Annotated in this window: 23 protein-coding genes; 6 read left to right on the forward strand and 17 right to left on the reverse strand. The window is 61.5% G+C overall.

Translation table 11 applies throughout. From position 1 onward, the window contains the following. A partial coding sequence (locus ACQKQA_RS14345; protein WP_427558403.1) for a carbon starvation CstA family protein occupies nt 1–425 on the reverse strand: 425 nt, incomplete at its 3' end. Nucleotides 426–695: 270 nt separating this feature from the next. Here ACQKQA_RS14345 and ACQKQA_RS14350 point away from each other — a divergent pair. The 4 genes from ACQKQA_RS14350 (at nt 696) to ACQKQA_RS14365 (ending at nt 3,682) form a co-directional block, all read left to right on the forward strand. After that, nucleotides 696–2,063 (forward strand): cache domain-containing protein, encoded by a 1,368-nt coding sequence (locus tag ACQKQA_RS14350; protein WP_427558405.1) that lies wholly within the window; start codon nt 696–698, stop codon nt 2,061–2,063. Between the two features lie 37 nt (nt 2,064–2,100). Next, entirely contained in the window at nt 2,101–2,733 is a 633-nt protein-coding gene (locus ACQKQA_RS14355; RefSeq protein WP_427558408.1) for a response regulator, read from the forward strand. 75 nt (nt 2,734–2,808) lie between these two features. After that, nucleotides 2,809–3,243 carry a YeeE/YedE family protein gene (locus ACQKQA_RS14360; RefSeq protein WP_427558411.1) on the forward strand — a complete coding sequence of 145 codons (435 nt, stop codon included), beginning with the start codon at nt 2,809–2,811 and terminating at the stop codon, nt 3,241–3,243. A 19-nt stretch (nt 3,244–3,262) separates the two neighbouring features. Continuing rightward, a complete protein-coding gene (locus ACQKQA_RS14365) occupies nt 3,263–3,682 on the forward strand; it encodes a DUF6691 family protein (RefSeq protein WP_427558414.1) in 420 nt (139 codons plus the stop codon). A gap of 163 nt (nt 3,683–3,845) precedes the next feature. Here the strand turns inward: ACQKQA_RS14365 and ACQKQA_RS14370 are convergent, their stop codons facing one another. Both ACQKQA_RS14370 and ACQKQA_RS14375 read right to left on the reverse strand, forming a co-directional pair. Next, entirely contained in the window at nt 3,846–4,532 is a 687-nt protein-coding gene (locus tag ACQKQA_RS14370; RefSeq protein WP_427558417.1) for a hypothetical protein, read from the reverse strand. After that, complete coding sequence (locus tag ACQKQA_RS14375; protein ID WP_427558420.1) at nt 4,532–5,509, reverse strand: hypothetical protein; 978 nt, start codon at nt 5,507–5,509, stop codon at nt 4,532–4,534. Before ACQKQA_RS14375 ends, ACQKQA_RS14370 begins: the two co-directional genes overlap by 1 nt. A gap of 498 nt (nt 5,510–6,007) precedes the next feature. Between ACQKQA_RS14375 and ACQKQA_RS14380 the strand changes: the two genes are divergently transcribed. Next, entirely contained in the window at nt 6,008–6,289 is a 282-nt protein-coding gene (locus ACQKQA_RS14380; protein WP_427558423.1) for a fructose-bisphosphate aldolase, read from the forward strand. Between the two features lie 262 nt (nt 6,290–6,551). Here the strand turns inward: ACQKQA_RS14380 and ACQKQA_RS14385 are convergent, their stop codons facing one another. From ACQKQA_RS14385 to ACQKQA_RS14450, 14 genes are all read right to left on the reverse strand, one after another. Beyond that, nucleotides 6,552–7,292 (reverse strand): PaeR7I family type II restriction endonuclease, encoded by a 741-nt coding sequence (locus ACQKQA_RS14385; protein ID WP_427558426.1) that lies wholly within the window; start codon nt 7,290–7,292, stop codon nt 6,552–6,554. Continuing rightward, on the reverse strand, nt 7,293–9,041 hold the full coding sequence (locus tag ACQKQA_RS14390) for an Eco57I restriction-modification methylase domain-containing protein (protein ID WP_427558429.1): 1,749 nt from the start codon (nt 9,039–9,041) through the stop codon (nt 7,293–7,295). Between the two features lie 225 nt (nt 9,042–9,266). Further along, nucleotides 9,267–10,310 carry a restriction endonuclease gene (locus ACQKQA_RS14395; protein WP_427558432.1) on the reverse strand — a complete coding sequence of 348 codons (1,044 nt, stop codon included), beginning with the start codon at nt 10,308–10,310 and terminating at the stop codon, nt 9,267–9,269. Between the two features lie 403 nt (nt 10,311–10,713). Further along, nucleotides 10,714–11,601 (reverse strand): RNA polymerase sigma factor SigJ, encoded by an 888-nt coding sequence (gene sigJ / locus ACQKQA_RS14400; protein WP_427558434.1) that lies wholly within the window; start codon nt 11,599–11,601, stop codon nt 10,714–10,716. 3 nt (nt 11,602–11,604) lie between these two features. Next, on the reverse strand, nt 11,605–12,045 hold the full coding sequence (locus tag ACQKQA_RS14405) for a carboxymuconolactone decarboxylase family protein (protein ID WP_427558437.1): 441 nt from the start codon (nt 12,043–12,045) through the stop codon (nt 11,605–11,607). 147 nt (nt 12,046–12,192) lie between these two features. Further along, a complete protein-coding gene (locus tag ACQKQA_RS14410) occupies nt 12,193–13,209 on the reverse strand; it encodes a PDDEXK nuclease domain-containing protein (protein ID WP_427558440.1) in 1,017 nt (338 codons plus the stop codon). Nucleotides 13,210–13,510: 301 nt separating this feature from the next. Further along, nucleotides 13,511–13,975, reverse strand: coding sequence for a peptide-methionine (S)-S-oxide reductase MsrA (gene msrA, locus ACQKQA_RS14415; RefSeq protein WP_427558443.1), 465 nt, complete (start codon nt 13,973–13,975; stop codon nt 13,511–13,513). Further along, entirely contained in the window at nt 13,972–15,027 is a 1,056-nt protein-coding gene (locus tag ACQKQA_RS14420; protein WP_427558446.1) for a glycine betaine ABC transporter substrate-binding protein, read from the reverse strand. Before ACQKQA_RS14420 ends, msrA begins: the two co-directional genes overlap by 4 nt. After that, nucleotides 15,024–17,096, reverse strand: coding sequence for an ATP-binding cassette domain-containing protein (locus tag ACQKQA_RS14425; protein ID WP_427558449.1), 2,073 nt, complete (start codon nt 17,094–17,096; stop codon nt 15,024–15,026). The genes ACQKQA_RS14420 and ACQKQA_RS14425 overlap by 4 nt, the downstream gene beginning before the upstream one ends. A gap of 94 nt (nt 17,097–17,190) precedes the next feature. Beyond that, nucleotides 17,191–18,159 (reverse strand): aliphatic sulfonate ABC transporter substrate-binding protein, encoded by a 969-nt coding sequence (locus tag ACQKQA_RS14430; protein ID WP_427558451.1) that lies wholly within the window; start codon nt 18,157–18,159, stop codon nt 17,191–17,193. 246 nt (nt 18,160–18,405) lie between these two features. Then, on the reverse strand, nt 18,406–18,957 hold the full coding sequence (locus ACQKQA_RS14435; RefSeq protein WP_427558454.1) for a hypothetical protein: 552 nt from the start codon (nt 18,955–18,957) through the stop codon (nt 18,406–18,408). Between the two features lie 95 nt (nt 18,958–19,052). Further along, a complete protein-coding gene (locus ACQKQA_RS14440; protein ID WP_427558457.1) occupies nt 19,053–20,327 on the reverse strand; it encodes a Zn-dependent hydrolase in 1,275 nt (424 codons plus the stop codon). Nucleotides 20,328–20,412: 85 nt separating this feature from the next. Next, the gene (locus tag ACQKQA_RS14445) at nt 20,413–21,900 is read right to left on the reverse strand and encodes an NCS1 family nucleobase:cation symporter-1 (protein WP_427558460.1); all 1,488 of its coding nucleotides are present in this window, start codon (nt 21,898–21,900) and stop codon (nt 20,413–20,415) included. Nucleotides 21,901–22,192: 292 nt separating this feature from the next. After that, nucleotides 22,193–22,351 carry a hypothetical protein gene (locus tag ACQKQA_RS14450; protein WP_427558463.1) on the reverse strand — a complete coding sequence of 53 codons (159 nt, stop codon included), beginning with the start codon at nt 22,349–22,351 and terminating at the stop codon, nt 22,193–22,195. 186 nt (nt 22,352–22,537) lie between these two features. Between ACQKQA_RS14450 and hydA the strand changes: the two genes are divergently transcribed. After that, the gene (gene hydA, locus ACQKQA_RS14455; RefSeq protein WP_427558466.1) at nt 22,538–23,977 is read left to right on the forward strand and encodes a dihydropyrimidinase; all 1,440 of its coding nucleotides are present in this window, start codon (nt 22,538–22,540) and stop codon (nt 23,975–23,977) included. Nucleotides 23,978–24,110: the final 133 nt, after the last annotated feature.

Here is a 24,110-nt window from a genome sequence, read left to right on the forward strand (position 1 = left end):
CGCCGGGTGGAGAGGAACAGGACCATGAAGTCCTGCACCGCGCCGGCCAACACCACCCCGGCGATCAGCCACAGGGTGCCGGGCAGGTAGCCCATCTGCGCCGCCAGGACCGGACCAACCAAAGGCCCCGCACCGGCGATGGCCGCGAAGTGGTGGCCGAAGAGAATGTGTTTGTTGGTCGGCACATAGTCCAGACCGTCGTTGTTGAGCACGGCGGGGGTGGCCCGGCGCGGGTCGAGCTGCATCACATTGTTAGCGATGAACAGGCTGTAGTAGCGGTAGGCAACCAGGTAGATAGCGACGGCGGCGACGACGATCCAGAGGGCGTTGATGGCTTCGCCGCGGCGCAGGGCCACGACACTCAGCGCAACCGCTCCCAGGACAGCCACGGCAAACCAGGCGAGGTGTTTAGCCAGACGGGTCATTGCGTGTCTCCTGCCGACAGTCGGGGACTGCGGCGGTAATTTTTATAATTGTGTCCGCTGTGCGGAGCGGGCCCAATATCCGCGCCTGCCGTCCACAAATAAATCCGCGTTACTACGTACGCGGTCTCTACGTAGTTCTACGCAGACGCACCTGATCCCATCGGTCGTACCAGACGACGGCGCTACTGGCCAAGCCCGTCTTTTGGCCTATGATGCCGGACCTTGGCCGTACCGCGGGCGGCCAGCAGCCGCGCCCGGGCAGGAGTAGACATGCAGCTCAAACACAAGATCGTCGCCCTCGGGATCCTGCCGCTGGTGCTGGCCATCGCCGTCATCTGCGCGCTGGTGATTTCCCTCAACCGGCAACTGGGCGACCAGCAGGCGCAACTGATCGAAGACAGCATCCTGGCGAGCAAGCGCGCGGAACTGAAGAACTACGTGGCAATGGCCCGCAGCCTGATCGAGCCGCTGTACGCCAACGGCCAGGGCGACGCCCGCGCCCAGCAGCAAGTGCTGGAAGAACTGCGCAAGCTCAGCTTTGGCATCAACGGCTACTTCTTCGTCTACGACCGCGAAGGCCGCAGCCTGATGCACGCGCGGCAGTCGGAGCTGGTGGGCCAATACCTGTGGGACATGAAAGACCCCCACGGCCTGCCGGTGATCCAGGCGCTGCTCAAGAGCGCGCAGTCGGGCGAAGGCTTCCAGCGCTATGCCTGGAACAAGCCCTCCTCCGGCCAGGTCACCGACAAGCTGGCCTACGTGGTGATGCTCGACCGCTGGGGCTGGATGCTCGGCACCGGCATCTACCTGGAAGACGTCGAGCGCGCCACGCAACAGGCCCGTGCCGAGGTGGCCCAGGACATCCGCAAGACCATGCTGGCGATTGCCGCGGTGGCCCTGGTGGCGGTGCTGTTCGTGTTCGCCACCGGCATGACCCTCAACGTCAGCGAGCAGCGCCTGGCGGACAAAAAGCTGCAACGTTTGACCCAGCGCATCGTCAGCCTGCAGGAGGAAGAGCGCTCACGTGTGTCCCGCGAGCTGCACGACGGCATCAGCCAACTGCTGGTCTCGATCAAGTTCCAATTCGAACTGGCCAGCCACCTGCTGGAAAATGGCCAGGCCGAAAGCAAGGGTTTAAACACCCTGAAAGACGCCACCGAGCGCCTGGGCGACGCCATCGGCGAAGTGCGCAGCCTGTCCCACGATTTGCGCTCGTCCCTGCTCGACACCCTGGGCCTGTCGGCAGCCATCGGCCAGCTGGCGGCGGAATTCGAGCAGCGCAGCGGGCTGCGGGTGACCTACGACGACAACGAATTCGACTGCCACCTGGCGGACGGCGCCGCGGTGTCGCTGTTCCGCATCGTCCAGGAAGGCCTGAGCAATATCGAACGCCATGCCCAGGCGCACAACGTCCACATCACCCTGCACGGCTCCGCGGAAAATCTGCGCCTGACCCTGGTGGACGACGGCGTCGGCTTCAACGTCGCCCAGGTCGAACGGCGGCACGCCGGCATCGGCTTGCGTAATATCCGCGAACGGGTCGAACATTTCGGCGGGCGCTTCGAACTGGTTTCCGAGCCGGGCCGAAGCGAGCTGGACATCCTCCTGCCCATGCAACAACCCGCCGGCAAACGCTGATACGGCCCATAACAAGACAATAAGAGTGAACACCCCGATGAACCTGCCCTCCCCGATCCGCGTCGCCCTGGTCGACGATCACTCCCTGGTCCGCGACGGCATCAAGGCGCTGCTGGGCGTCATGGCGCCCCTGGAAGTGGTGGGCGAAGCCGAGAGCGGCGCCGAGGCCATCGAACTGGTCGGCCGCTGCCAGCCGGACCTGCTGCTGGTCGACATCGGCCTGCCCGACATCAACGGCCTCGAACTGACCCGCCTGCTGCGCAGCCGCTACCCGGCGCTCAAGGTGCTGATCCTGAGCATGTACGACAACCACGAATACGTCAGCGAATCCCTGCGCGCCGGCGCCAGCGGCTACGTGCTGAAAAACGCCCCGTCACGGGAAATCATCGCCGCCATCGAAGCCATCGGCAGCGGCGGCACCTTCTACAGCGCCGACATCGCCCAGCGCCTGATCGCCGACAAACCCACCGACAACGAACTCACCCCCCGCGAAAGCCAAGTGCTGTACAAAATGGCCCAAGGCATGAACAACAAGGAAATGGCCCGGGACCTCGACATCAGCGTACGCACCGTGGAAACCCACCGCCTGAGCATCCGCCGCAAACTCAACATCGACAAACCCGCGGCGCTGGTCAAATACGCCATCGATCATGGGATTATTCCCCGGTAGTGCGTTGCGCCGCCTGGGTTAGCAATACGCCACCTAGACTTCAGTTATCCGTCCCCCGCACAAGGTCCCTTCCCCATGAGCATCGACTGGCTGCACTTCACCCCCTGGAGCGCCCTCGCCGGTGGCGCCCTGATCGGCCTGGCCGCCGGCCTGTTCGTCATGGCCAATGGGCGCATCGCCGGGATCAGCGGCTTGCTGGGCAGCCTGCTGCAACCGGGCAGCGAAGGCTGGAGCGAAAAGGCCCTGTTCCTCCTCGGCCTGCTCCTGGCACCCGTGCTATGGGGCCTGTTCCATGTGTTGCCGGCCATCGAATTCCAGAGCGGCACCCTCGGCCTGATCGGCGCCGGCCTGCTGGTGGGCCTCGGCACCCGCTACGGTTCCGGCTGCACCAGCGGCCACGGTGTCTGCGGCATCTCTCGCCTGTCACCGCGCTCGCTGGTGGCGACCCTGAGCTTTATGCTGACCGGCTTTATCACCGTCTGGCTGTTGCGCCACGGGTTGGGGCTATGAACGGGGTGGAGCGATGAACATGCGCAAAGTCACCGCCTTTATCGCCGGCCTGGTATTCGGCCTCGGCCTGCTGCTATCCGGCATGACCAACCCGACCAAGGTCCTGGGCTTTCTCGACCTGGCCGGCCAGTGGGACCCGTCCCTGGCCCTGGTGATGCTAGGCGCCATCGCCGCGGCCTGGTGGCCGTTCCACTGGGCCATCAAACAACCCCGGAGCCTGCTCGGCAGCCCGCTGCAACTGCCCACCCGCCGCGACATCGACCGCCGCCTGGTCGGCGGCGGCCTGCTGTTCGGCATTGGCTGGGGCATCGCCGGCATCTGCCCGGGCCCGGGGCTGACCCTGCTGCTTACGCCCCATTGGCAGGCCTGGGTGTTTGTCCTGGCCATGGTGGTGGGGATGCTGGGGTTTCAATGGCTGGAAGCACGACGCAGTCGCTGAAGGCTAGCCCTCACATGAACTGTGTCCGCCCCACCCGCGAGCAGGACACCGCCTCTGTAGCCGCTGCCGAGCAGCGCGAGGCTGCGAACGACTGCGTAGCAGTCGCAAAACCTGCAAACACGGTTTGCCTGAATAAACACCCAGGCCAACCGACAACACCAACTCAGGGCAAAGGCTCAAACCGCCCACTCCCCTCATTCCACTGAAACCCCGGCAGCTTGCACTCACTCAAACTGATCCGCTGGCTCTCCCCCTCAGACGATACCTGCAACGTCTCCACCCCCAGGTTCGGACAGCCCCGCCCCGCGAGTGTCAGGGTCTGCAGCGGCTTGCCGCTGGCCTTGTCCACCACCTCGATCGCCGTTATCCGCTGATCGTTGCCCTGCATCGGCACCTGGAAATACCAGCGTTTGGTAGACGCGCTCTGCAACAGCGTCGTGCTCGGCTGCGGCCACGAACGGTCCGAGTCCACCAGGGCCACCAGCTTCAGGGCGATGGGCAAGGTCTTGCCGGTGCGATAGCTGGTCCAACTGCCGCGCACCTGCTCGCTCTGGCGGCTGACCATCAGGTCGTTGAACTGCAACCGCGCTACCGGCAGGCCCTGCTCGTCCAGCTCATCCATGGCCAGCACCTTGTTGCTGAAACTGAAGGTCGGCTTGAGGCGGATCGGCGTGCGATAGCGCTGGTAGGCATAGGTCCCCTGGTACAGCGCGTTCTGGCTGCCCAGCGTCAGCACAATGGCCTGCTTGCCCAAGGTGCCCTGATACACCCCATGGGCCGCATGCGCCGACAGTACCCATGACACCAGCAACAACGCCGCCAGCCCGCGAAAAAGATCAACCAGCCGCATCAGAAACGCCCCTCGAGAGACTGAATGAATTCCAGCCGGTCAGGGCTGATCACGCGGTAATAATCCCAACGCCGGGTTCCCGCACTGAAGTTGATAAAGTCCTGCTTGCTGAACTCCATCTGCCCGCCCGCGGCAAAGCGCACAGTGCCCTCGACGGCCAACTGTTCCAGCTGCGGATGGCGCAGATACGCCTGGGTCTGTGGGTGGTACAGGTAATACTGGGTCGGCGCGCACAGCACACTGCCGTACGGGCCGTTCAAGCTGTAGCTCTGCACCTGGAAATCAAGGGTTGAGTCGGCATCGAAATGCTCGAAGGTCAGGGTGCGGGTCCCGGTCGGCGACAGGCACCACTGCCCCCCGACTTCCTGCACCACCTCGCCGGTGGCCCGGCTCAGCACCCGGACAGTGTCCACCCGCCCCGTGTCCTCCCCGGCATTGCGCACGGCATGCACACTGAAATAGAACTGCTTGTCGGCCGCCGGCTGCAACAACTCACCGTCAAAGGCCTCACGCTGACTCCCGCCAAACCGCATCACCCGCTGCAACCGCAACGGCTGCTGCACCCCCGTGCGCAAATCGACAAACGCCCCCTGCAACGCCTCCGCCCCCTCGGCAAAGGGCTGCAACGACACAGCCGCCGCCGGCAACGTCGGGTTGTCCATGATATTGATCAACAGCCCCCTGTCCGGCCAAAACGGCGTGAGCTCCAGAGGAATCGGCAAGCGCTCGGCCTCGGTAAACCAATAGCCGGACATCCCGCCGCCGTACTGCGAGTCATAGGTGAGCGCCAGCTCCACCGGCGTATCGCCGAGCGTGCCGCGGTAGGTGGTGATGGGGTTGGCGTGGGCGGTGGGCGCACTCAGCGCCAAACCCACAAACAGCGCCGGAGCCAACCGAAACAGAAAATGCCGCAAGCGAGACACACCACCCCGCTTCCCTGCCCCTATTCGCCTCCCGCCACCAACGGACTGGGTCATGCCTGCGCTCCTTGCAATGGGTAAAAGGCGCGCAGAATAGCAAAATCAAGAGGGGACCAGATGGCGTTTTGCTACCGACCTGTAGCCGCTGCCGAGCCCGCCAGGCTGCGATGGGACGCGTAGCGGCCCTGAATCGGCGCGCTGCGGTTCCTCAGGCATAGGCCCTATTGGTTGGAGGGGAAGCAAACACAGACGGCCCTTACAGGCAAACTAGATAGATCCTACAGCGCTGCCATGACTCCCAGGCCTATAGTTCCTCTGTCTGCTGACTCCGGTCAGCGACAGGGTTTCGCAGCCCAACAGAAAGAATCAAACAACACAGTCAATGACAACTCAGGCAAACTCCGCCTGCGTTTCGTTTATGGCGGCTGTGCGTGGGAGACCTCCGGGTCTGCCGGGTTTGTTTCTTTCCTCGGTCTGCGAACCCGCGTACAGCTGCCACCCAGTTGATTCGCAGCAACAGGTGGCGATTTTTCATTTTTTGGAAGAAACGACACCATGAAAACTCAAGACTCGTCCGAACGCTTTATCCCTCTAACCCCAATTGCCAGCGATGGGCCGGTGCTGTTTATCGACAGCCATGCGCCGCTGGTGGATCTGCATGCGTGTGCTAGCGAGCGCTTGCTCACTACGCTCGATTACTTGAACCTGATGGCCTGCACAACGTTGCGAGACTCCAGCGATAAAGACATTAGTACCGTGACTAATACTGCCCGGCTATTGCTGCAGGATGTGCGAGATGTGCTGGGAGTGATTGAAGCTCGGGTTTATAGCGAATGACTAACCCTAGGGCTACCGGCTAAAAATTAAACTTTCAGACTGAGAGTTAACCAAAAAAAATCATACACAGGAGTCTCACCCTCTTTCATCGAGACATTAACAATTATCCTGGATGTTCTCTCAGCCCCAAAAACAGCCCTTGAGTTCCCGATAGAACTCAAGAGCTGATGGTATTAGTCTCACTTAAGCGTTCTTTCTACCTCACCATCGCCCGTCAACTCTACCATCACAGAAAAAGGAAGAATGAAGTTCTACCATTGAGCTAATCTAGCCTAGCAGCCTCAGCGGCAACATGACCGGCGAGTGAGATCACAAATGTTTTAAGGCTTGTCATATCCGACAATGTCGAAAACTCACCATCAACAGCGGCAGTCCGAGGGGACGTTAATAGTGCAGCTGTAGTGTAAAGCTGCTCTTGAACAAGCCTCTGACACAGAATGTCATATCGTTTCAAATAAGATGCACCCTGGAACTCAGCTGATACAGGAAAGTGCGGTGACTTATCTCTAACGGGCTTGCGAGACTTCTCGGCATCTTCAACCATCATAAGCCAGCCTACGAAAGGACGAGGCTGTTTACCGAATGCCTCCTCCCTGTATGCCGTCCAAAGGTCATGGGCCGTTCCTATAGCCTCCTCGGTGCGATTATTAAAATTGTTTCCAAAAGAAGGTCCAACCTGACTCTTGAGCTCAATAGCAGCGATAAGTTGGCCCTTATACGTGACCAACAAATCCCACAGTTTGGTTGGGCGAAAATATCCTGGTAAGGTCAAGACCCCCTTTTTCAAGTGAATGTCGGCATGAGCCAAGCCATTGGCTTTAACAATATCTAGGATTAGGTCGATAAACCCATCCATGTTTTTCCCGTCAGTGACTCCTGCACGTTCCCCCTGGTCAGTTCGTCCAGTAGCAATTTGTCTCTGTCTGGCCGCTTCGCGATTCCCCCAAAAGCCCATGACTGCTGAGCGTGCTTTACATTCATAATCTAAGAGATTTAGAGCCATTTACTTACAGTTGCCTCCTATGGCAGACACTTCCAGCGCACTCAATTTATAAAGTTTGAATACAGCATTATTACAGGCAGCCACATCAAATTTCTGAGCGGCTTCGGCAAGCTCAGCTCTTAACGTTTCAGGAACATCAGACCAGTAAGGGATACGAATTCGGCGCAGATACTGGGCCTGGAAGCGAAGAAACCCGCCACGCATCTTGGTGGAATAGGTTGCGACAAAAAGCCGGGAGATTGTAGAGAGCAGCACAGCCTGAAGTGCTCGTAAATCCCAAGTATCCGAGGTGACGACATATAAATTGTGGTGCGGATAAAGGACTCCACCTTCAAAAACAACGTGAGCCTCACCCTTAATATCTGGAATCAAAAGTTTTGGCTTGGCAGCCAATGACGGCGTTACTCGGTCAATTGTCCGATACCAATTAGAAGGAGCCTTTTTTGCGCAGTGACGTCGTTCTATAACATCACGACGCTCTTCCAAGTAACGATTCAGTCTTGGATACTTTCTAAGATCAACCAAGCCTCCACTATCTTCAAATGGGTTTATGACACCCTGGCCACGCCAAACTACCTCTCCCGAGAGTATGTCTTTCGTTGTAACCAACGGCAGCTTGCGATCAGATTCAACATCAAGGGTTTCAAAATCACCAATGAAAGCCTTATCTGCGCCTGTAGCCACACCGATTCCGACTTTACAGCCAGCTTCTTCCAGACTGGGAAATTGCTCTTCAATTCGGCGAATGAGCGCTATTTGATCTGGTGACTCAAGCAACCAAGGTTCCGAGCCATTAACCACTGAGGCCACCTCTCGTACTGACGTGACATCATTCGGTAACACTTTTTCGAGCAGCTTCCCAGCTAAAGCTTCTAAGTTGAGACGGGTTATGACTGGTGCATGCGTAACTCTAGTTGGCCCCGGTCGTTCTCGATTAATAACTGTGATCGCAGGATAAGCGCTTACATCTGAGTGAAACGCTGGTGTACCTGTCATATCAACGTAAATTTTTAGGTGAAACTGGCTGGCCACAAGCTCTCGGAGCGGCCCGCCATACCGATTCTTCATCCAACGATCTGCACAAATAAAGGTAAGACCACCGCCTTTTGCAAGCAAGAAAAGCGAACGCTCGATAAAAGGGATATACAAGTCAGCGCGATCATACAAAGTCTTATAACGACGCCGATACTCAGCTAACAAGGGGGCAGGAATAAGCTCTTGCCGTACATAAGGTGGATTGCCTACAACAAAGTCGAAGTGACCGTCGAAAGAAGTGAGGAGAAAATCACCTTGCGTTAGCCAGCGATCAGTAAGCTTCAACGCTACATCTCCACCTAACCCCTCACGTGAAAGCAAATCAATCACCGCTATGCGGGTTGAGGTGTAAGTGTCACGGTGTAGCTCAATGGCTCTGACTGCATCACTAAGATCGCCAATGGCATCTCCATTCGGATTGGCAGCTCTCCAGGTAGTCAAGAGGCGTTTGACAATAGGTAGAAGGAAATCGCCTCCTCCGAATGACGGTTCAAGAACTCGCTTGGTATACAGCGGTTGATTTACCGTGTAGCCCGCAAGATCAAGGATGAAATCAACAACCTCAGAACGAGTAAAAACCGCCCCGCGCTCCTCGTGCCCACCTTGCGTGGCCAGTGCCTCACTAGCAGCACTAATAGGGCATTGGAGCGCGTTTATAGCCATATTAGGCAACAAAGACATCAGGAAAACCTCACAAAAACCAATCGTGTCCAAGCCAAATTTTCTGGCTAAGGGCGCGCATTTTCCCATACCCCGTCTTTGTTTACCTTCCTTTCGCACCTACATTTTCTATCTCTTCTGTAGAAGAGTGTGTCCACCGTAGCCGGTATGGCACGGTGAGCCTTGCACGACTAGGTGAGAGCCCACAGAGGCTTTTGGCATCACTGCTTGGATAGCCCTTGCAACTGAAGGAATGCTGCCATTGAACTTACGCAGACCTTAAATATCCTCCGTCAACGCCGCCGTCCAAATCCGCTTCAACGGCAACTCCGACTTGATACCCTCCTCCAACCGGTCGTAATACATAAACAGCTGCTCCAACAGATCGTCCTGGTTCCACAACCGCAAGCGGAAAAAGCTGGACGCCAGTTCCTTCTGCACATTCCCGCGATAACCACCCCAGGCCACAAACAGCCCCTGACTGGCGTTGAACTTGCTCATCGCTCCCAGCAGCTTGTCGACAGTCGGACGATCTACCAAGCCGGTGCCCGACTTCACCTCAACACAAATCGCCTGCCCACCAAAACCCATCACGCCGTTACTGGCCAACACATCAACACCACCGTCGGCGCCTTCCGGGCTCTGCCAGACGCTGAAGCCTTGGGCTCGCAAAATCGCCGCCACCAATGTGGTTAGGCGGTGACCTTTAAAGCGTCGTTCGATCAGGCGGACGATATGGTCTTTGCCGGTCCGCTCCAGATCGGTTTCGGCTTCCTCGACAGCCACCTCATCAGAGGCAGTCGCCGTATCACGGACCAACTGCTGCAACGTCTCGGGCTGCCAGCCATTTCTAGCCATAGAGCGAATGCGCTCTTCTGCGTTGTTACGTTGAATTCGGCAGATGGTCATGAAGGCGCCGAAGCTGTAGAGCAGGTCCTGGGAGAAGTTAGAACGAGGAATCGCTTCGCCAATCCATTCAACTGCTCGCCAGTGGAAAAAGGGATCGAGACCGTCGATATCAAATTGATAGTCGCCAACCAGCTTGCCGATATACACCACAGGTTGGGTTTTGAGTGGCAGCACGACCAGATCCCCCGCCTGCATACGCTGGGCGAAAGGCCAAATCTGGCTACTCCAGTTCTGCAGTGTTCTGGGTTTCGCATCTGGGTAGCGTGCTGCCAGTTCGGTCTGTATCTGGTCGCGTTGCTTGAGCACACTCAGATCTACATCCAGTCCATCCCACGTCACATAGACGCGGCGCTCACTGATGAACTTGTCTTCGAACTCCCCTGCGGACCCCGCCCGGACCAGCCATACGGCCATTGGTGTTTCTCCCTGTTTGCTGATTCAGAGCCGATGTCGCACGGCGATGCCCTTTTAGTGGGTAAAGCAGATACCGGACGATTGAGTCGAGCGCAAGTGCTAGATAGGGCTATCTCTGGAAAGCAGGCTCACTTGCCGTCTGGGACTTGAAGCAGTCGGGCTACTTAGTCGCTTACTTGATCGGTTACTTGGTCGCTTTGGCTGAGATTGGCTGAGGCTCGACTGCCCGCGATGGTCTTGAAAACGTCGTGTTTATCCAGCCAGTACACGGTCATCGTTAACGACCATCGCGAGCAATCGAGCGTCGACCGGCTGCTCCTACAGTGGATCACCTTCGCTTAAACGATCGGCAAATGACCTCGGCTTGTTTATCCGCAGCGCCCAAGGCTGCGCGATACACGCTTCACACCAACAAACCACTCCCCAACAACCCCAACTTCTCCGGATTCCGCACAATAAAAACGCGATTCACCCGTCCCCCTGCGTCATACCCAAAACTCACCACCGCCACCACCTCCCCGTCCCCCCACAACACCACCCCACGCCCACCATTGATCTCCACCTCCTGCCACTGATACGCCCGCCAGTAGGTGCTCAACGACTCCCCGACAAACCCCAGCACCGCCTCCAGCCCATACAAGGTCTCGCGAATGGCGCTGGCTTTACCGCCACCATCCGCACACAGCTCGACATCCTCGGACAACAACGCCGCCAGCCCCTGGGTCGAGCCGCTATCAATAGCGGCGTGGAAGGCGGTCAGCAGTTGTTGCTGGCGGGAGGGTTCTGGCTGGTGGCGGACCTGGGCGTTGCCCAGGCTGGCTTTGGCGCGGGACACCAGTTTGCGGCAGGTGGCCTCCTGAACGTCGAGGGCGGCGGCGACTTGGGGGTAGTCGAGGTCGAAGATTTCATGGAGCAGGTAGGCGGCGCGTTCCTTGGGGGTCAGGCGTTCCAGTAGCAGCAGGAAGGCGGTGGACAGCGACGAGGCCAGTTCATGGCTGTGTTCGGGGGATTCGTGGTGCAGGGTCTGGATCGGTTCCGGCAGCCAGGTGCCGATGTAGTCGACCCGCGCGCGTTGCGCCGAGCGCAGCAGGTCGATGCAGTGGCGGGTGCAGGCGGTGGTCAGCCAGGCGGCGGGGTTGGCGATGGTGGCCTTGTCGGCTTCCAGCCATTTGATGAACAGGTCCTGCAGCACATCCTCGGCCTCGGCGCGGGTGCCGAGGATGCGGTAGGCCAGGCCCAGCAAGAAGCCGCGACGGCGTTCGAACACCGTCGCTTCATCGATTCGATCCATCCGTTAGTGCCTCGACACCTGCAAGCGATTCCACAGGTTGATCATGCCGATATCGGCCGTCAAGGCGGCGATCTGCGCTTCGCTGAAATGTTCGCGCAGGGCTGCGCGCAGCGGGGCGAAGTCGGTGTCTTCGCGCAGGATGGTGAGGGCTTCGGTCCAGGCCAGGGCGGCGCGTTCGGCAGCGCTGAAGTCGCTGACGTGGCGCCAGACGATCAGGCGATCGAGGCGCTCGTTGCTTTCGCCGTCGTTGCGGGCTTCGCGGGTGTGCATCTTCACGCAGAAGCCGCACTGGTTGATCTGCGAGGCGCGCAACACCACCAGGTGGTGCAGCTTGCGTTCCAGGCCGTGGGCGTCGATCAGGCCGTGGACCTGGCCCAGGCTTTCGAAGATCTCGGGGATGGTTTGCAGCAGGTTGACGGCTTGGGTCGGGTGGCTGGATGACATGGGGTGGCTCCGTTAGTGAAGGGGTACACCGACATGACGGGCCAGGGGTGCGGTTTGTGACGGGGTGGTGAAAATAAATTCGGGGCGCCCTCTCTCCGCCCCGTCCAAAGCCGAAACTTAGCGCAAACCCTATGCCTGCAACAGCGCTCACACCGCCTTGGGATCAAGGGCATAAAACTCGTGGAGCTTGGCCTGCAGCAGCTTCTTGTCCGGCAATTGGGTTTGATACTCGGCGATCAAGGCCGGCGACAGCGAGCGGTTGAGGGCGTACTCGACCACCTCGTCGTCCTTGCTGGCGCAGAGCAGCACGCCCAGGGCCGGGTTTTCGTGGGGTTTGCGCACTTGGCGGTCCAAGGCCTCCAGGTAGAAATCCAGCTTGCCCAGATATTCCGGTTCGAAGTGCCCGACCTTGAGTTCAATGGCCACCAGGCAATTCAAGCCGCGATGAAACAGCAGTAGATCCAGCACGAAATCGCGCCCGCCGACCTGCAAGGGATAGCGCGAAGCGACAAAGCAGAAGTCGCGGCCCATTTCGATCAGAAAGTCTTTCAGTTGCCGCACCAGCCCCTGATGCAAATCCGCTTCGTTATGCCCCGAGGCCAGGTCGAGAAACTCCACCACATAGGCATCCTTGAACACCTGCAAAGCCTCGGGATGAATTTGTCTCAACGCTGTCGAGACTTTTGCTGGGCGGGTCAGCGAGCGCTCGAACAGGGCCGACTTGATCTGGCGCTCCAGCTCTCGGGACGACCATTGCTCCCGGATCGTCATGCGCAGATAGAACTCGCGCTCTTCTGGGTCTTTGCCTTGCGCAAGAATGATCAGGTTCTGGGTCCAGGACAATTGTGTCAGCAGTGCTGACACTTTCTCCTCGCCGCGATACACCTCATAGAACTGGCGCATGCGGAACAGGTTGCGTTGGGTAAAACCCCGCAGCCCCGGCTGTTGCTTCGCCAGATAATCCGCCAACTGCCGGACCACCCCATCGCCCCACTCCGCCGCCTCGATCTTGCGGCTGATATAGGCGCCGACCTGCCAATACAGCTCCACCAGTTCGGTATTCACCGCCCGCACCGCGCGTTGGCGCGCGGCGGCGATCATCTGTGCCACTTCGCTGAATGCCGCATCGGTGGCAGTCGGTAGTGCTCCGGCAGGTTGGTTCATTTAAAGAAGGCTCCGCTTGAAGTATTCAGAGCCTCATCATCGAGCTCTCCTTCATGAATTTGCTGTCAGCCGGTTCTCTTTCTATTGAGTGAAATATCCTGGTTTGGGCAGCGCGAGAAGCGCTGTTACCCCGGTATGCACTCGAAACCATGAGCACTCGCTACCTGCTTCCCCTTCCCGTCATACATCCCCAGCAAGGGATATGTACCCCATCCAAAAAACTCATCGCCAGCCCAGACGCCATCGCGAGCAATCGAGCGTCGACCGGCTGCTCCTACAGAAGCCTTGAACCTGAGTCGCCTCAAATATGGCAACTACTCAACCCATTCCTCTCCAGATACCGCTGATGCCCCTCATCCGCCAACTCAAACCGCCCCAACGGCACTACCACCGTAACCACCGGCTTACCCAGCCGCCCCGAACCCTCCAGGGCCGCCTTGGCCGCCCGCGCCTGCTCGGCCTGCGCCCCATCGGCATGAAAAATCGCCGACCGGTATTTCACCCCGCCATGCTCCCCCTGCCGATCCACCGAAGTCGGATCATGCAAATCCCAGAAGTGCTCGATCAGGCTTGAATACCCCATCACCCGTGGATCGAAATCCACCTGCACCACCTCGATCCGAATCGACTCGGCCCCCAGCTCCGAGGCATAGCCCACACGGCTGTCCACCACTCCCGGCAAAGCGCGGAACGCCGCCTCCGCGCCCCAGAAGCAACCGGCGCCGAAGGTCGCCTGTTGAATACCGCTCACCTGTTCCCCGCTCATTGCGCCACCCCCACCTTTTCACCGCTAGCCCCCAGCCAGCCATCGACGATCTGCGGATGGGCCGCGACCCAGGCCTTGGCCGCTTCCACCGGCGGTTGCTGCTCCTTCTCGATCTTGAGGATCAGATCGTTGAGCGCCTGCGGCTCGATGCTGAAGTTTTCCAGGAAGGCGGCGATCCGCGGCGCGCGTTTCTGCAAGGCGCTGGAGGCCAGGACATAGACCCGCGCATCCGGGTAGGCGCAGGTGATCTTGCTCTGGTTCAGCCAGTCGGCGTCCACCGTCGGGCTGACGAATTTCCAGCAGCCATCGGCCTTGTACAGCGGGTCGCCCTTCTTGTTGTCCTGGGCGTAACCGTCGAACGCCGGCTCGTCCAGGCGCCGCAGGTCGAAGGCGGAGAAGATCCAGTCCGGGGTGTAGGCGTAGAACACCACGCCACGCTGAGCCTTATAGGCCGCGGCGAGCTTGGCGTAGGTCACCGCGGCTTCGGTGGACACCGATTCGAATTTGTCGGCGAAGCCGAAATCCTTGGCCTTGATCTCGCCGATATAGGTCGACTCCCAGCCCGCCGGGCCCACCAGCAGTTGCGCCTTGCCGCCGCCCAGGGGCTCGAAGAGCTTGGCCACTTCCGGTTTCTGCAGGTCGTAGACCGACTTCACGCCGTATTTGTCCTGCAGGTAGCCGGGAATGTAGAACCCCTGCACCCCAAGGTAGGGCTGCTTGTTCGGCACCAGGGAACGGGTGCCGCCAGTGACGTACTTGGCCCAGGCGGCGGACTGATTAGGCAGCCAGATATCGGTCAGCACGTCCACCGAGCCGTCGCCCTTGGCCGCGGCGGCGAACAGCACCGGGATGTCGCCGGCCAGGTACGACACCTCGCCGTCGAGGCGGCTTTTGATCACTTCGCCGAGGATGTTCTGGATGGCGATGGCGCCGGTCCAGTTCTGTTCGCCGATGACGATCTTGTCCTTGGCCAGGGCCGGCAGGGCCAGCCCCAGAAGCAGCGCGGCGGCGCCGAGGGTACGGGAAATGGAATGACTCAAGGAACACCTCACTTGTGCGTAAAAGCGCGATCCCGCTGACGCAGGGTCGCTTGAATGATGCGGTCGGGAATCAGCGCGCAGAACACGATGGCCGCCCCGGCCAACATGCCCTCGCCGCCCTTGATATTGCGCAGCGCGGTCATCACGTCGTAGCCCAGGCCGCCGGCGCCGATCAGCGCGGCGACCACCACCATCGACAGGCTCATCACCAGGGTCTGGTTGATCCCCAGCAACAAGGAGCCGGCGGCCAGGGGCAACTCGACCTTGGTCAGGATCTGCCACGGCGTGGCGCCGTGGGCCAGGGCTGCTTCCACGGCGCTCCTGGGCACTTCCTGAATCCCTAAGGCGGTCAGGCGGATCATCGGCGCCAGGGCGAAGATCACCGTGGCGATCACCGCCGGGGTCTTGCCCACCGAGAAGAACGCCACCGCCGGGATCAGGTACACGAAGGTCGGCAGGGTCTGCATCACGTCGAGCAAGGGCGTGATCAACCGTCGCGCCAGGGCGCGCTTGGCCAGGAGGATGCCGGCGGGCACCCCGAGCAGCAGCGAGATCAGCACCGAGGAGCCCACCAGGGCCAGGGTGGCGATGGTCCGCTCCCAGAAACCGAACAGGCCGATATAGAGCAAGGCCGCGGCGCTGGTCAGGGCTAGGGTCCAGCCGGCGCTGCGCCAGGCCAGCAGCACCAGCGCCAGGGCCGGCACCGGCCAGGGCAGCCAGCCGAGCAGGCTTTCGATGCTCTCGATCACCGTGCGCACGGCGACGATCACCCCGACGAAGGTGCTTTCGAAGGTGACCTGGGACCAGCCGATCAACTGGTCGATGGCCGCTGCGGTGCCCAACAGCGCCTGGCGGTCGGCGGGAAACTGCAGCCAGGGGCCGCTGGGGTCGGCGGCCACGACGCGCCACAGAACCAGGGCCTGGCATAGCAGCAACACCAGCCACGGCAAGCGCCAGTCGGAGCGGCCCTGGCGGCTTGTCTGGCGGGCCAGGGTCACGCTGAGCAGGCGGCTGAGCAGCAGGCCGAGCATCGCCAATCCACCCCAGGCCAGGCTGGCGGTCGCCAACCACTGCCCCACGGCACTCACCGCCGCCAACTCCAGGGCAAAGCCCAACCAATAGAGCGCGCCATGCCCGCTGGCAGCCAAGGCCGCCGGCCCCAGCAACAGCGCCTGCCAGAAAGACCATCCCGCTCTGGCAGGTACCGGAGCCGCCGCCGTTTCGGGCGAAGCGACAGGCGCCGCGACAGCCCTGTCGCTACGGGCTCCGTGCTCTTGAAAGAAGTCCGCGACTTCGGCGTCCGCCGGCTGCTCCAGCAGTTCCGCCGGCGTGCCCAGCTGGATCAAATGCCCCTGACGCAACACCGCGATGCGGTCGGCCAGACGCAGGGCTTCCACCGGGTCGTGGGTCACCAGCAAGGTGGTGATGCCGCGCTGGCGTACCACCTCGAGAAAGTGTCGTTGCAGATCCCGGCGAATGGTCGGGTCGAGGGCGCTGAAAGGTTCGTCCATCAGCAGGATGTCCGGCTCGCTGACCAGCGCCCGGGCCAGGCCGACCCGCTGCTGCATGCCGCCGGACAATTCATGGGGGTAGTGCTCGCCCCAGCCGTCCAGGCCCATGGCCTTGAGCTGCACGTCGGCCGCGGCGTGGCGCAGGGCTTCGGCTTCGCCGCGCAGCTCCAGGGGCAAGGCGACGTTGTCGCGCACCGTGCGGTGGGGCAACAGGCCGAAGTGCTGGAAGACCATGCCGATGCGCCGCGAACGCAGGGTGCGCAGCGCCTTGGCCGACAGCTGGCTGATCGCCGCGCCGTCGATCAGCACCTCGCCGCTGCTGGGTTCGATCAGTCGGTTGATATGCCGCAGCAAAGTGGATTTGCCACTGCCGGAAGTGCCCATCAGGCACAGCACTTCGCCGCGGCGGACCTGGAGGCTGACCTGCTCCACCGCCGGTTTCGGCGCCTGGGCGCCGCGGCCGTAGCGCTTGGTCAGATCGCGCAGTTCCAGCACCACCTCGGCGTTGATCGGTGGCGCGGCGAGCGATGCTGGAACGGCAAAAGCCTCTTGGGGGTGAACGGCAGACACGGCAACTCCTGACGCCGGGCGCGGGATGGCGTGGCCGGCGGTGAAAAAGAAAAAGGCAATCGGTTCGCAGCAGCCGGCTAGCCGGCTCGGTCAATCACAAAGACTTGGGGCTCCACAATTGCACCGCGCGGGCGTCCACCGGCTTGGGCAGGAGCTTCTCCTGGTAGAAGGCATCGGCGATTTTCTGCTGCTCGCCCAGGGCATCCGGCTGCACCCTTTCCACCTGGTAGGTGCGGCGGCTGTTGGCCAGTTCCACGGTCGGCGCATCGAGGTTGCCCCACAGCGGGCCGAGCAGTTTCGCCGCCTCGGCCGGGTGCGCCTTGACCCAGGCGCCAGTCTTCTGCAACTGGGCGAACACCTGCTGCAGCACTTCGGGGTGGGCCTTGGCGTAATCGTTGGACGCCAGGTAATAACGCCGGTAGCTGGCCAGCCCCTGGCCGTCGTGCAGCACCCGCGCGCCCTGCTGGCGTTCGGCGCTGGCGACAAAGGGTTCCCAGGTGACCCAGGCGTCGACCTTGGCCGTCTCCAGGGCGGCGCGGCCATCGGCCGGGGTCAGGTACACCGGTTGGATATCGGCAAAGCTCAGGCCGGCTTCGCGCAGTGCGGCGATCAGCAGGTAGTGGCTGCCGGCGGCCTTGGTCACGGCGACGCGCTTGCCCTTGAGGTCGGCCAGGGATTTGAGGGTTGAGTCCTTGGGAACGACGATGGACTGCGCTGCCGGCGACGGGGTTTCCGTGGCGAAATAGGTCAGCTTGGCGCCGGCGGCCTGGGCGAACACCGGCACCGTGTCGGCCACGTCGGCGCTGATATCGACGTTGCCCACGTTCAGCGATTCCGCCAGCGGCAGGCCGCTGGTGAACTCGTGCCAGATGATGTTCACCCCCTGCCCCGCCAGCTGTTTTTCCAAGGTGCCCTGGGCCTTGAGCACCGCCAGCAGGGTCGAGGATTTCTGATAGCCGATACGCAAGTCGGTATCGGCCTGGGCGTTGAAGGCCAGGCCCAGCGCCAGACCGGCCAGGGCGGTGATCGACAAGCTACGACGCAAAGCAAAGGGCAGGCGCATGGGAGCGGACCTTCTGGGAGAGGAAAGTCGCTAAAAGCTAATCGATCTAAGAATTTAGAAATAAATACTTTTTAGGAATTAGCTTAGCTGCGGCCGGCAGCCCTTCATCGGCCTTGCGACCGCCGCGCCCGTTCCGGGCGATCGCAGCCTGCGCAGCGGCTACAAAAAACCAGCTCGCCACAGACCCTGTAGCCGCTGCCGAGCAACGCGAGGCTGCGATAAGGCCCGCAGGGCCTTGCTGTTCGGCTACCTGCCGCAAGGCGTCGAGCCGCCGAATTGTGTAGCCCGCATGCAGAAGAAGCGGTCCTTTTTCAGGGTCATCGGCGCCACCGCGCAGGGCAGCACGGCCTGGTTGACCTCGATCGACAACTGCTTGCCCTGCAACTCGCGCGCATCCAGGTTGATGATGCACAAGCCTTCGCCGCTACGCAGCGGGAAGCCGACAGCCTGAATGGGCTGGTTGTCCATTTTCACCAGCAGAGGGTTTTGCGCAGGTGAAGAACAGGCCGCCAGGCTCGGGTGACTGGCCCTGATCTCAACATGGCCGTCATCGTCCGAAGCGAAAAACAACGGGACGAAGAACAGCGACAAAAGCTGATGGGAGGCGCGGGTATCCACGTTCACATACAACTGACTGCCCCCGCAGGCCAGCTGGAACGCCGTGCCTTTATCGAAACCGACCACGCTTGCGTCTTGCCAGCCCCCCGGATTGTCGGCCTTCCAGTCGTGGCCCCATTTGTAATCGATACAACCGCCCAGGCTGAGGGCCAGGGCCAGACAGAGCGCCATCCGGTGCATGTTTCACGCGTCCATGACAAGAAATTCGCCCAGTGTACGCACCTTGTGGCCGCTGCCGCGACGGTAAAAGAGTCGCAGCAGCGGCTTGCTTCCACTCAGCTACGCCGGGCCACCGCCTGGGACGCCGCCAGCATCGCCCGTAGCAGCACCGCGCAGCCAGCAGCCAGGTCGTCGGGATCGGCGTTCTCGATTTCGTTGTGGCTGATGCCACCTTCGCAGGGCACGAAGATCATCCCGGCCGGGCCCAGTTCGGCAACGAAGATCGCGTCGTGGCCGGCGCCGCTGACAATATCCATATGGGACAGGCCCAGCCCCTGGGCCGCACCGCGCACCGCGTCGACACAGACCGGGTCGAAGTACAGCGGTGGGAAGTCCGCGGTGGGCAGCATTTCATAGGTCAGGCCATGGGCCTGGCAGGTGCTGTCGATCACCTGGCGCACCTCGGCGATCATCGAGTCCAGGCGCGCCGGTTGCAGATGGCGGAAGTCCAGGGTCATGCGCACCTCGCCCGGAATCACATTGCGCGAGCCGGGATAGGCCTGCAGGCAACCCACGGTGCCGCAGGCATGGGGCTGGTGGCCGAGGGCCGCGCGATTGACCGCCGCCACCACCGCCGCCGCGCCCACCAGGGCGTCCTTGCGCAGGTGCATCGGGGTCGGGCCGGCGTGGGCTTCGACGCCGCGCAGCTTGAGGTCGAACCACTTCTGGCCGAGGGCGCCGAGCACCACGCCTATGGTCTTCTTTTCGTCCTCGAGGATCGGCCCCTGCTCGATATGGGCTTCGAAGTAGGCCCCCACCTTGTGCCCGCTGACCTGGCGGCTGCCGGCATAACCGATGGCGTTCAGCGCCTCGCCCACGCTCACGCCGTCGGCGTCGGTCTTGGCCAGGGTCTCTTCCAGGGTGAACTTCTCGGCGAACACCCCGGAGCCCATCATGCACGGCGGAAAGCGCGAGCCCTCCTCGTTGGTCCACACCACCACTTCCAGCGGCGCTTCGGTTTCCACCCCGAGGTCGTTGAGGGTGCGCAGCACTTCCACGCCGGCCAGCACGCCGAAGCAGCCGTCGAACTTGCCGCCGGTGGGCTGGGTGTCGATATGGCTGCCGGTCATCACCGCCGGCAGCTGCGGGTTGCGCCCCGGGCGGCGGGCGAAGATATTGCCGATGCCGTCCACGGTGACGGTGCACCCCGCCTCCTCGCACCACTGTACGAACAGGTCCCGGGCCTGGCGATCGAGGTCGGTCAGGGCCAGGCGACAGACCCCGCCCTTGACCGTGGCCCCGAGCCGGGCCAGCGCCATAAGCGACTGCCACAGGCGGTCGCGGTTGATATGCCGGTGGCTGGATTGCAGAACGTCGACGGCAGCGTTCATGGTGATCTCCTCAGGCGTTTCTGGTTGTCGTTGACGAGGGTTGCGCTCGTCTGGAGTCTTTGCGGTGGCTGATGCTTTTAACGCTTCACACCGGCGTCTTGGCGCCCACGGCCTGCGGGCTGCGCATCGTGCACAGGCCGTAATAGAGCAAGCCGCCCAGGGCCGAGCCGGTGAACCAGCCATAGCTGTAGAACCAGCTGAACGCATCGCTGCCCAGGGACAGCAGGGTCAGCACCACCGGCACGCCGAAGGCGATGAAGCCGTGCCAGTTCCACGCCGGGTAGACGTCGTCGCGGTACAGCCCGGCCAGGTCCAGTTGCTGTCTGCGGATGATGAAATAGTCCACCACCATGATCCCGGCGATGGGCCCCAGCAGGCTGGAATAGCCCAGCAGCCAGTTGGAATACACCGTCTCCAGGCTGACGTCCGAGACCAGCAGCCCGAGCTTTTTCAGCAGTTCATGGCCCATCAGCGCCAGGCCGACAAGCCCGGTGAGGATCACCGCCGTGGTGCGGCCGATCAGCTTGGGCGCGATGTTCTGGAAGTCGTTGGTCGGCGAGACGATATTCGCCGCGGTGTTGGTCGAGAGCGTGGCGATGATGATCAGCGCCATGGCCAAGGCCACCCAGCCGGGGCTTTGGATATGGCCGATCAGGCTCACCGGGTCGGAGACGCTGACGCCCACCAGCTTCACCGAGGCGGCGGTCATCACCACCCCCAGCGCGGCGAACAGGAACATGGTCAGCGGCAGGCCGAAGATCTGCCCGAGGATCTGGTCCTTCTGGCTCTTGGCGTAGCGGCTGAAGTCCGGGATGTTCAGCGACAAGGTGGCCCAGAAGCCGACCATCGCCGTGAGCCCGGCCATGAAGTAGCTCGTGACGCTGGCGCCCTCGGGACGCTTGGGCGGGATCGCCAGCATCTCGCTCAGCGACACGCTGGGCAAGGCCCACACCAGCAGCCCGATGCCCACCGATACCAGCAGCGGCGCCGACAGGGTTTCCAGCCATTTGATCGACTCGGCGCCGCGCAGCACCACCCACAGGTTGAGGGTCCAGAACAGCATGAAGCCAATCACCTCGCCGGTGCCGCCCAGGGCCTTCCAGCCGTCGAAGATCGAGCCCAGGAACAAGTGGATCGCCAGGCCGCCGAACAGGGTCTGGATGCCGAACCAGCCGCAGGCCACCAGGGCGCGAATCAGGCACGGCACGTTGGAGCCGATGACGCCGAACGACGAACGCAGCAGCACCGGGAACGGAATGCCGTACTTGGTGCCGGCGAAGGCGTTGAGGGTCAGGGGGATCAGCACCACGATATTGGCCAGCAGGATCGCCAGCAGCGCCTCGCCGACGCTGAGGCCGAAGTAGGCGGTGAGCACCCCGCCCAGGGTGTAGGTCGGTACGCAGATCGACATGCCGACCCAGAGCGCGGTGATGTGCCATTTGTTCCAGGTGCGCTCATGGACCTTGGTCGGCGCGATATCGTGGTTGTAACGGGGGCTGTCGAGCACGTCGCTGCCGGCGTCCAGCTCGTACAGGCCGGCACGCTCGGTCACTTGGGATCTGTTCTGTTGCATGGCCGCTCCTGTTCTTTTGATTATTGTTCTTCTGATTATTTTGCTCATCGGACGGGCCGGCAGACGCGCTGCCAACCCGGCGATGGCCGGAGAACTGACGACTTTTACCGACCGGCCATCCTGGCGACGGCGGCACTCAATAAGTGTGCCGGCTGGCCCGTCGAGGCGGCTTCGCAGTCGGTAAAATCCATGTAAACAACTGATGTTTCTTCAGTTTTATTCTGAGCAACTTCCTGTGCCGGATAACTTGCCGGTTCACTCAGGCCGAATGCCGGGCAAGTTGTCCATTGGCTCAGGACTCAATCTGGTGCACGCCAACTTTCTGCAAACTTTCGTATGGGCCACAGGCCTCCTTCAAGCGGCTGATTTCCCGTAGAAAATCTTGCTTATATTTCGATCCTGTCAAGTGCGTCAAAATGGTGAAAGGCTGCACCATTTTGCGGATTTTCATTTTAAATCCTTATATTTCAACTACTTAATATAGATATAAGCTTATAAAAAATAATCTTGCCGATTTATAAAACAGCAGCTAGTTTCTATTCCTGACACCGCTGACAGGAATAAACATTCCGCAGCCTGCTCACTACAAAACACTTAGAACCGGCCCAAGTCGGTCAATGCCTGCGAGGAACTCGGAATGTCTCTGTTGATCCGTGGCGCCACCGTTATTACCCATGATGAAAGTTATACGGCCGATGTTTTGTGCGTCGACGGCCTGATTAGAGCCATCGGCGACAATCTGGATATTCCCGCAGGCTGCGAAGTGCTCGACGGCAGCGGCCAGTACTTGATGCCCGGCGGCATCGATCCCCACACCCATATGCAGTTGCCCTTCATGGGCACCGTGGCCAGCGAGGACTTCTTCAGCGGCACGGCGGCAGGCCTGGCCGGCGGCACCACCTCGATCATCGACTTCGTGATTCCCAACCCGCAGCAGTCGCTGCTGGAGGCCTTTCACCAGTGGCGCGGCTGGGCCGAGAAGTCGGCGTCGGACTACGGTTTCCACGTCGCCATCACCTGGTGGAGCGAGCAGGTGCGCGAGGAGATGGGCGAGCTGGTGCGCCAGCACGGGGTCAACAGCTTCAAGCACTTCATGGCCTACAAGAACGCGATCATGGCCGCCGACGACACCCTGGTGGCGAGCTTCGAGCGCTGCCTGGAGCTGGGCGCGGTGCCGACGGTGCACGCGGAGAACGGCGAGCTGGTGTACCACCTGCAACGCAAGCTGCTGGCCCAGGGCATCACCGGGCCGGAAGCCCACCCGCTGTCGCGGCCGTCCCAGGTGGAAGGCGAAGCCGCCAGCCGCGCCATTCGCATCGCCGAAACCCTGGGCACACCGCTGTACCTGGTGCACGTCTCGACCCAGGAAGCCCTGGACGAGATCACCTACGCCCGCAGCAAGGGCCAGCCGGTCTACGGCGAAGTGCTGGCCGGGCATCTGCTGCTGGACGACAGCGTGTACCGCCACCCGGACTGGCAGACCGCCGCCGGCTACGTGATGAGCCCGCCCTTCCGTCCGCTCGGGCATCAGCAGGCGCTGTGGCATGGCCTGCAGTCGGGCAACCTGCACACCACCGCCACCGACCACTGCTGCTTCTGCGCCGAGCAGAAAGCCGCCGGCCGCGATGACTTCAGCAAGATCCCCAACGGCACCGCCGGCATCGAAGACCGCATGGCGGTGCTCTGGGACGAGGGGGTGAACACGGGGCGCCTGTCGATGCAGGAGTTCGTGGCCCTGACCTCCACTCACACGGCGAAGATCTTCAACCTCTACCCGCGCAAGGGCGCGATCCGTGTCGGCGCCGATGCCGACCTGGTGCTCTGGGACCCGCAAGGCACGCGCACCATTTCGGCCAAGACCCACCATCAGCAGGTGGACTTCAACATCTTCGAAGGCAAGACCGTGCGCGGCGTGCCCAGCCACACCATCAGCCAGGGCAAGCTGGTCTGGGCCGCCGGCGACTTGCGCGCCGAACGCGGCGCCGGGCGCTACCTCGAACGCCCGGCCTACCCGGCGGTGTTCGACCTGCTGAGCAAACGCGCCGAGCGGCACAAACCGACCGCCGTCAAACGCTGACCCCGGCGCTGCGCTCCCGGCAAACCCCGCAAACCCTGTAGCCGCTGCCGAGCGCAGCGAGGCTGCGAACGGCAACGCAGTTGCCGCAAACCCTGCGCGTGCGGTGTATCAGGTGAAACGCGGTAGCCGGATT

This window comes from Pseudomonas sp. NPDC089530 (assembly GCF_050280705.1).
Classification (GTDB): domain Bacteria; phylum Pseudomonadota; class Gammaproteobacteria; order Pseudomonadales; family Pseudomonadaceae; genus Aquipseudomonas.

Excerpts from the sequence above, each read along its gene's own strand:
- ACQKQA_RS14350 (WP_427558405.1), top strand. The coding sequence starts at position 696 with ATGCAGCTCAAACACAAGATCGTCGCCCTCGGGATCCTGCCGCTGGTG.
- ACQKQA_RS14355 (WP_427558408.1), top strand. The coding sequence starts at position 2,101 with ATGAACCTGCCCTCCCCGATCCGCGTCGCCCTGGTCGACGATCACTCC.
- ACQKQA_RS14360 (WP_427558411.1), top strand. The coding sequence starts at position 2,809 with ATGAGCATCGACTGGCTGCACTTCACCCCCTGGAGCGCCCTCGCCGGT.
- ACQKQA_RS14365 (WP_427558414.1), top strand. The coding sequence starts at position 3,263 with ATGCGCAAAGTCACCGCCTTTATCGCCGGCCTGGTATTCGGCCTCGGC.
- ACQKQA_RS14370 (WP_427558417.1), bottom strand. The coding sequence starts at position 4,532 with ATGCGGCTGGTTGATCTTTTTCGCGGGCTGGCGGCGTTGTTGCTGGTG.
- ACQKQA_RS14375 (WP_427558420.1), bottom strand. The coding sequence starts at position 5,509 with ATGACCCAGTCCGTTGGTGGCGGGAGGCGAATAGGGGCAGGGAAGCGG.
- ACQKQA_RS14380 (WP_427558423.1), top strand. The coding sequence starts at position 6,008 with ATGAAAACTCAAGACTCGTCCGAACGCTTTATCCCTCTAACCCCAATT.
- ACQKQA_RS14385 (WP_427558426.1), bottom strand. The coding sequence starts at position 7,292 with ATGGCTCTAAATCTCTTAGATTATGAATGTAAAGCACGCTCAGCAGTC.
- ACQKQA_RS14395 (WP_427558432.1), bottom strand. The coding sequence starts at position 10,310 with ATGGCCGTATGGCTGGTCCGGGCGGGGTCCGCAGGGGAGTTCGAAGAC.
- sigJ (WP_427558434.1), bottom strand. The coding sequence starts at position 11,601 with ATGGATCGAATCGATGAAGCGACGGTGTTCGAACGCCGTCGCGGCTTC.
- ACQKQA_RS14405 (WP_427558437.1), bottom strand. The coding sequence starts at position 12,045 with ATGTCATCCAGCCACCCGACCCAAGCCGTCAACCTGCTGCAAACCATC.
- ACQKQA_RS14410 (WP_427558440.1), bottom strand. The coding sequence starts at position 13,209 with ATGAACCAACCTGCCGGAGCACTACCGACTGCCACCGATGCGGCATTC.
- msrA (WP_427558443.1), bottom strand. The coding sequence starts at position 13,975 with ATGAGCGGGGAACAGGTGAGCGGTATTCAACAGGCGACCTTCGGCGCC.
- ACQKQA_RS14430 (WP_427558451.1), bottom strand. The coding sequence starts at position 18,159 with ATGCGCCTGCCCTTTGCTTTGCGTCGTAGCTTGTCGATCACCGCCCTG.
- ACQKQA_RS14435 (WP_427558454.1), bottom strand. The coding sequence starts at position 18,957 with ATGCACCGGATGGCGCTCTGTCTGGCCCTGGCCCTCAGCCTGGGCGGT.
- ACQKQA_RS14440 (WP_427558457.1), bottom strand. The coding sequence starts at position 20,327 with ATGAACGCTGCCGTCGACGTTCTGCAATCCAGCCACCGGCATATCAAC.
- ACQKQA_RS14445 (WP_427558460.1), bottom strand. The coding sequence starts at position 21,900 with ATGCAACAGAACAGATCCCAAGTGACCGAGCGTGCCGGCCTGTACGAG.
- ACQKQA_RS14450 (WP_427558463.1), bottom strand. The coding sequence starts at position 22,351 with ATGAAAATCCGCAAAATGGTGCAGCCTTTCACCATTTTGACGCACTTG.
- hydA (WP_427558466.1), top strand. The coding sequence starts at position 22,538 with ATGTCTCTGTTGATCCGTGGCGCCACCGTTATTACCCATGATGAAAGT.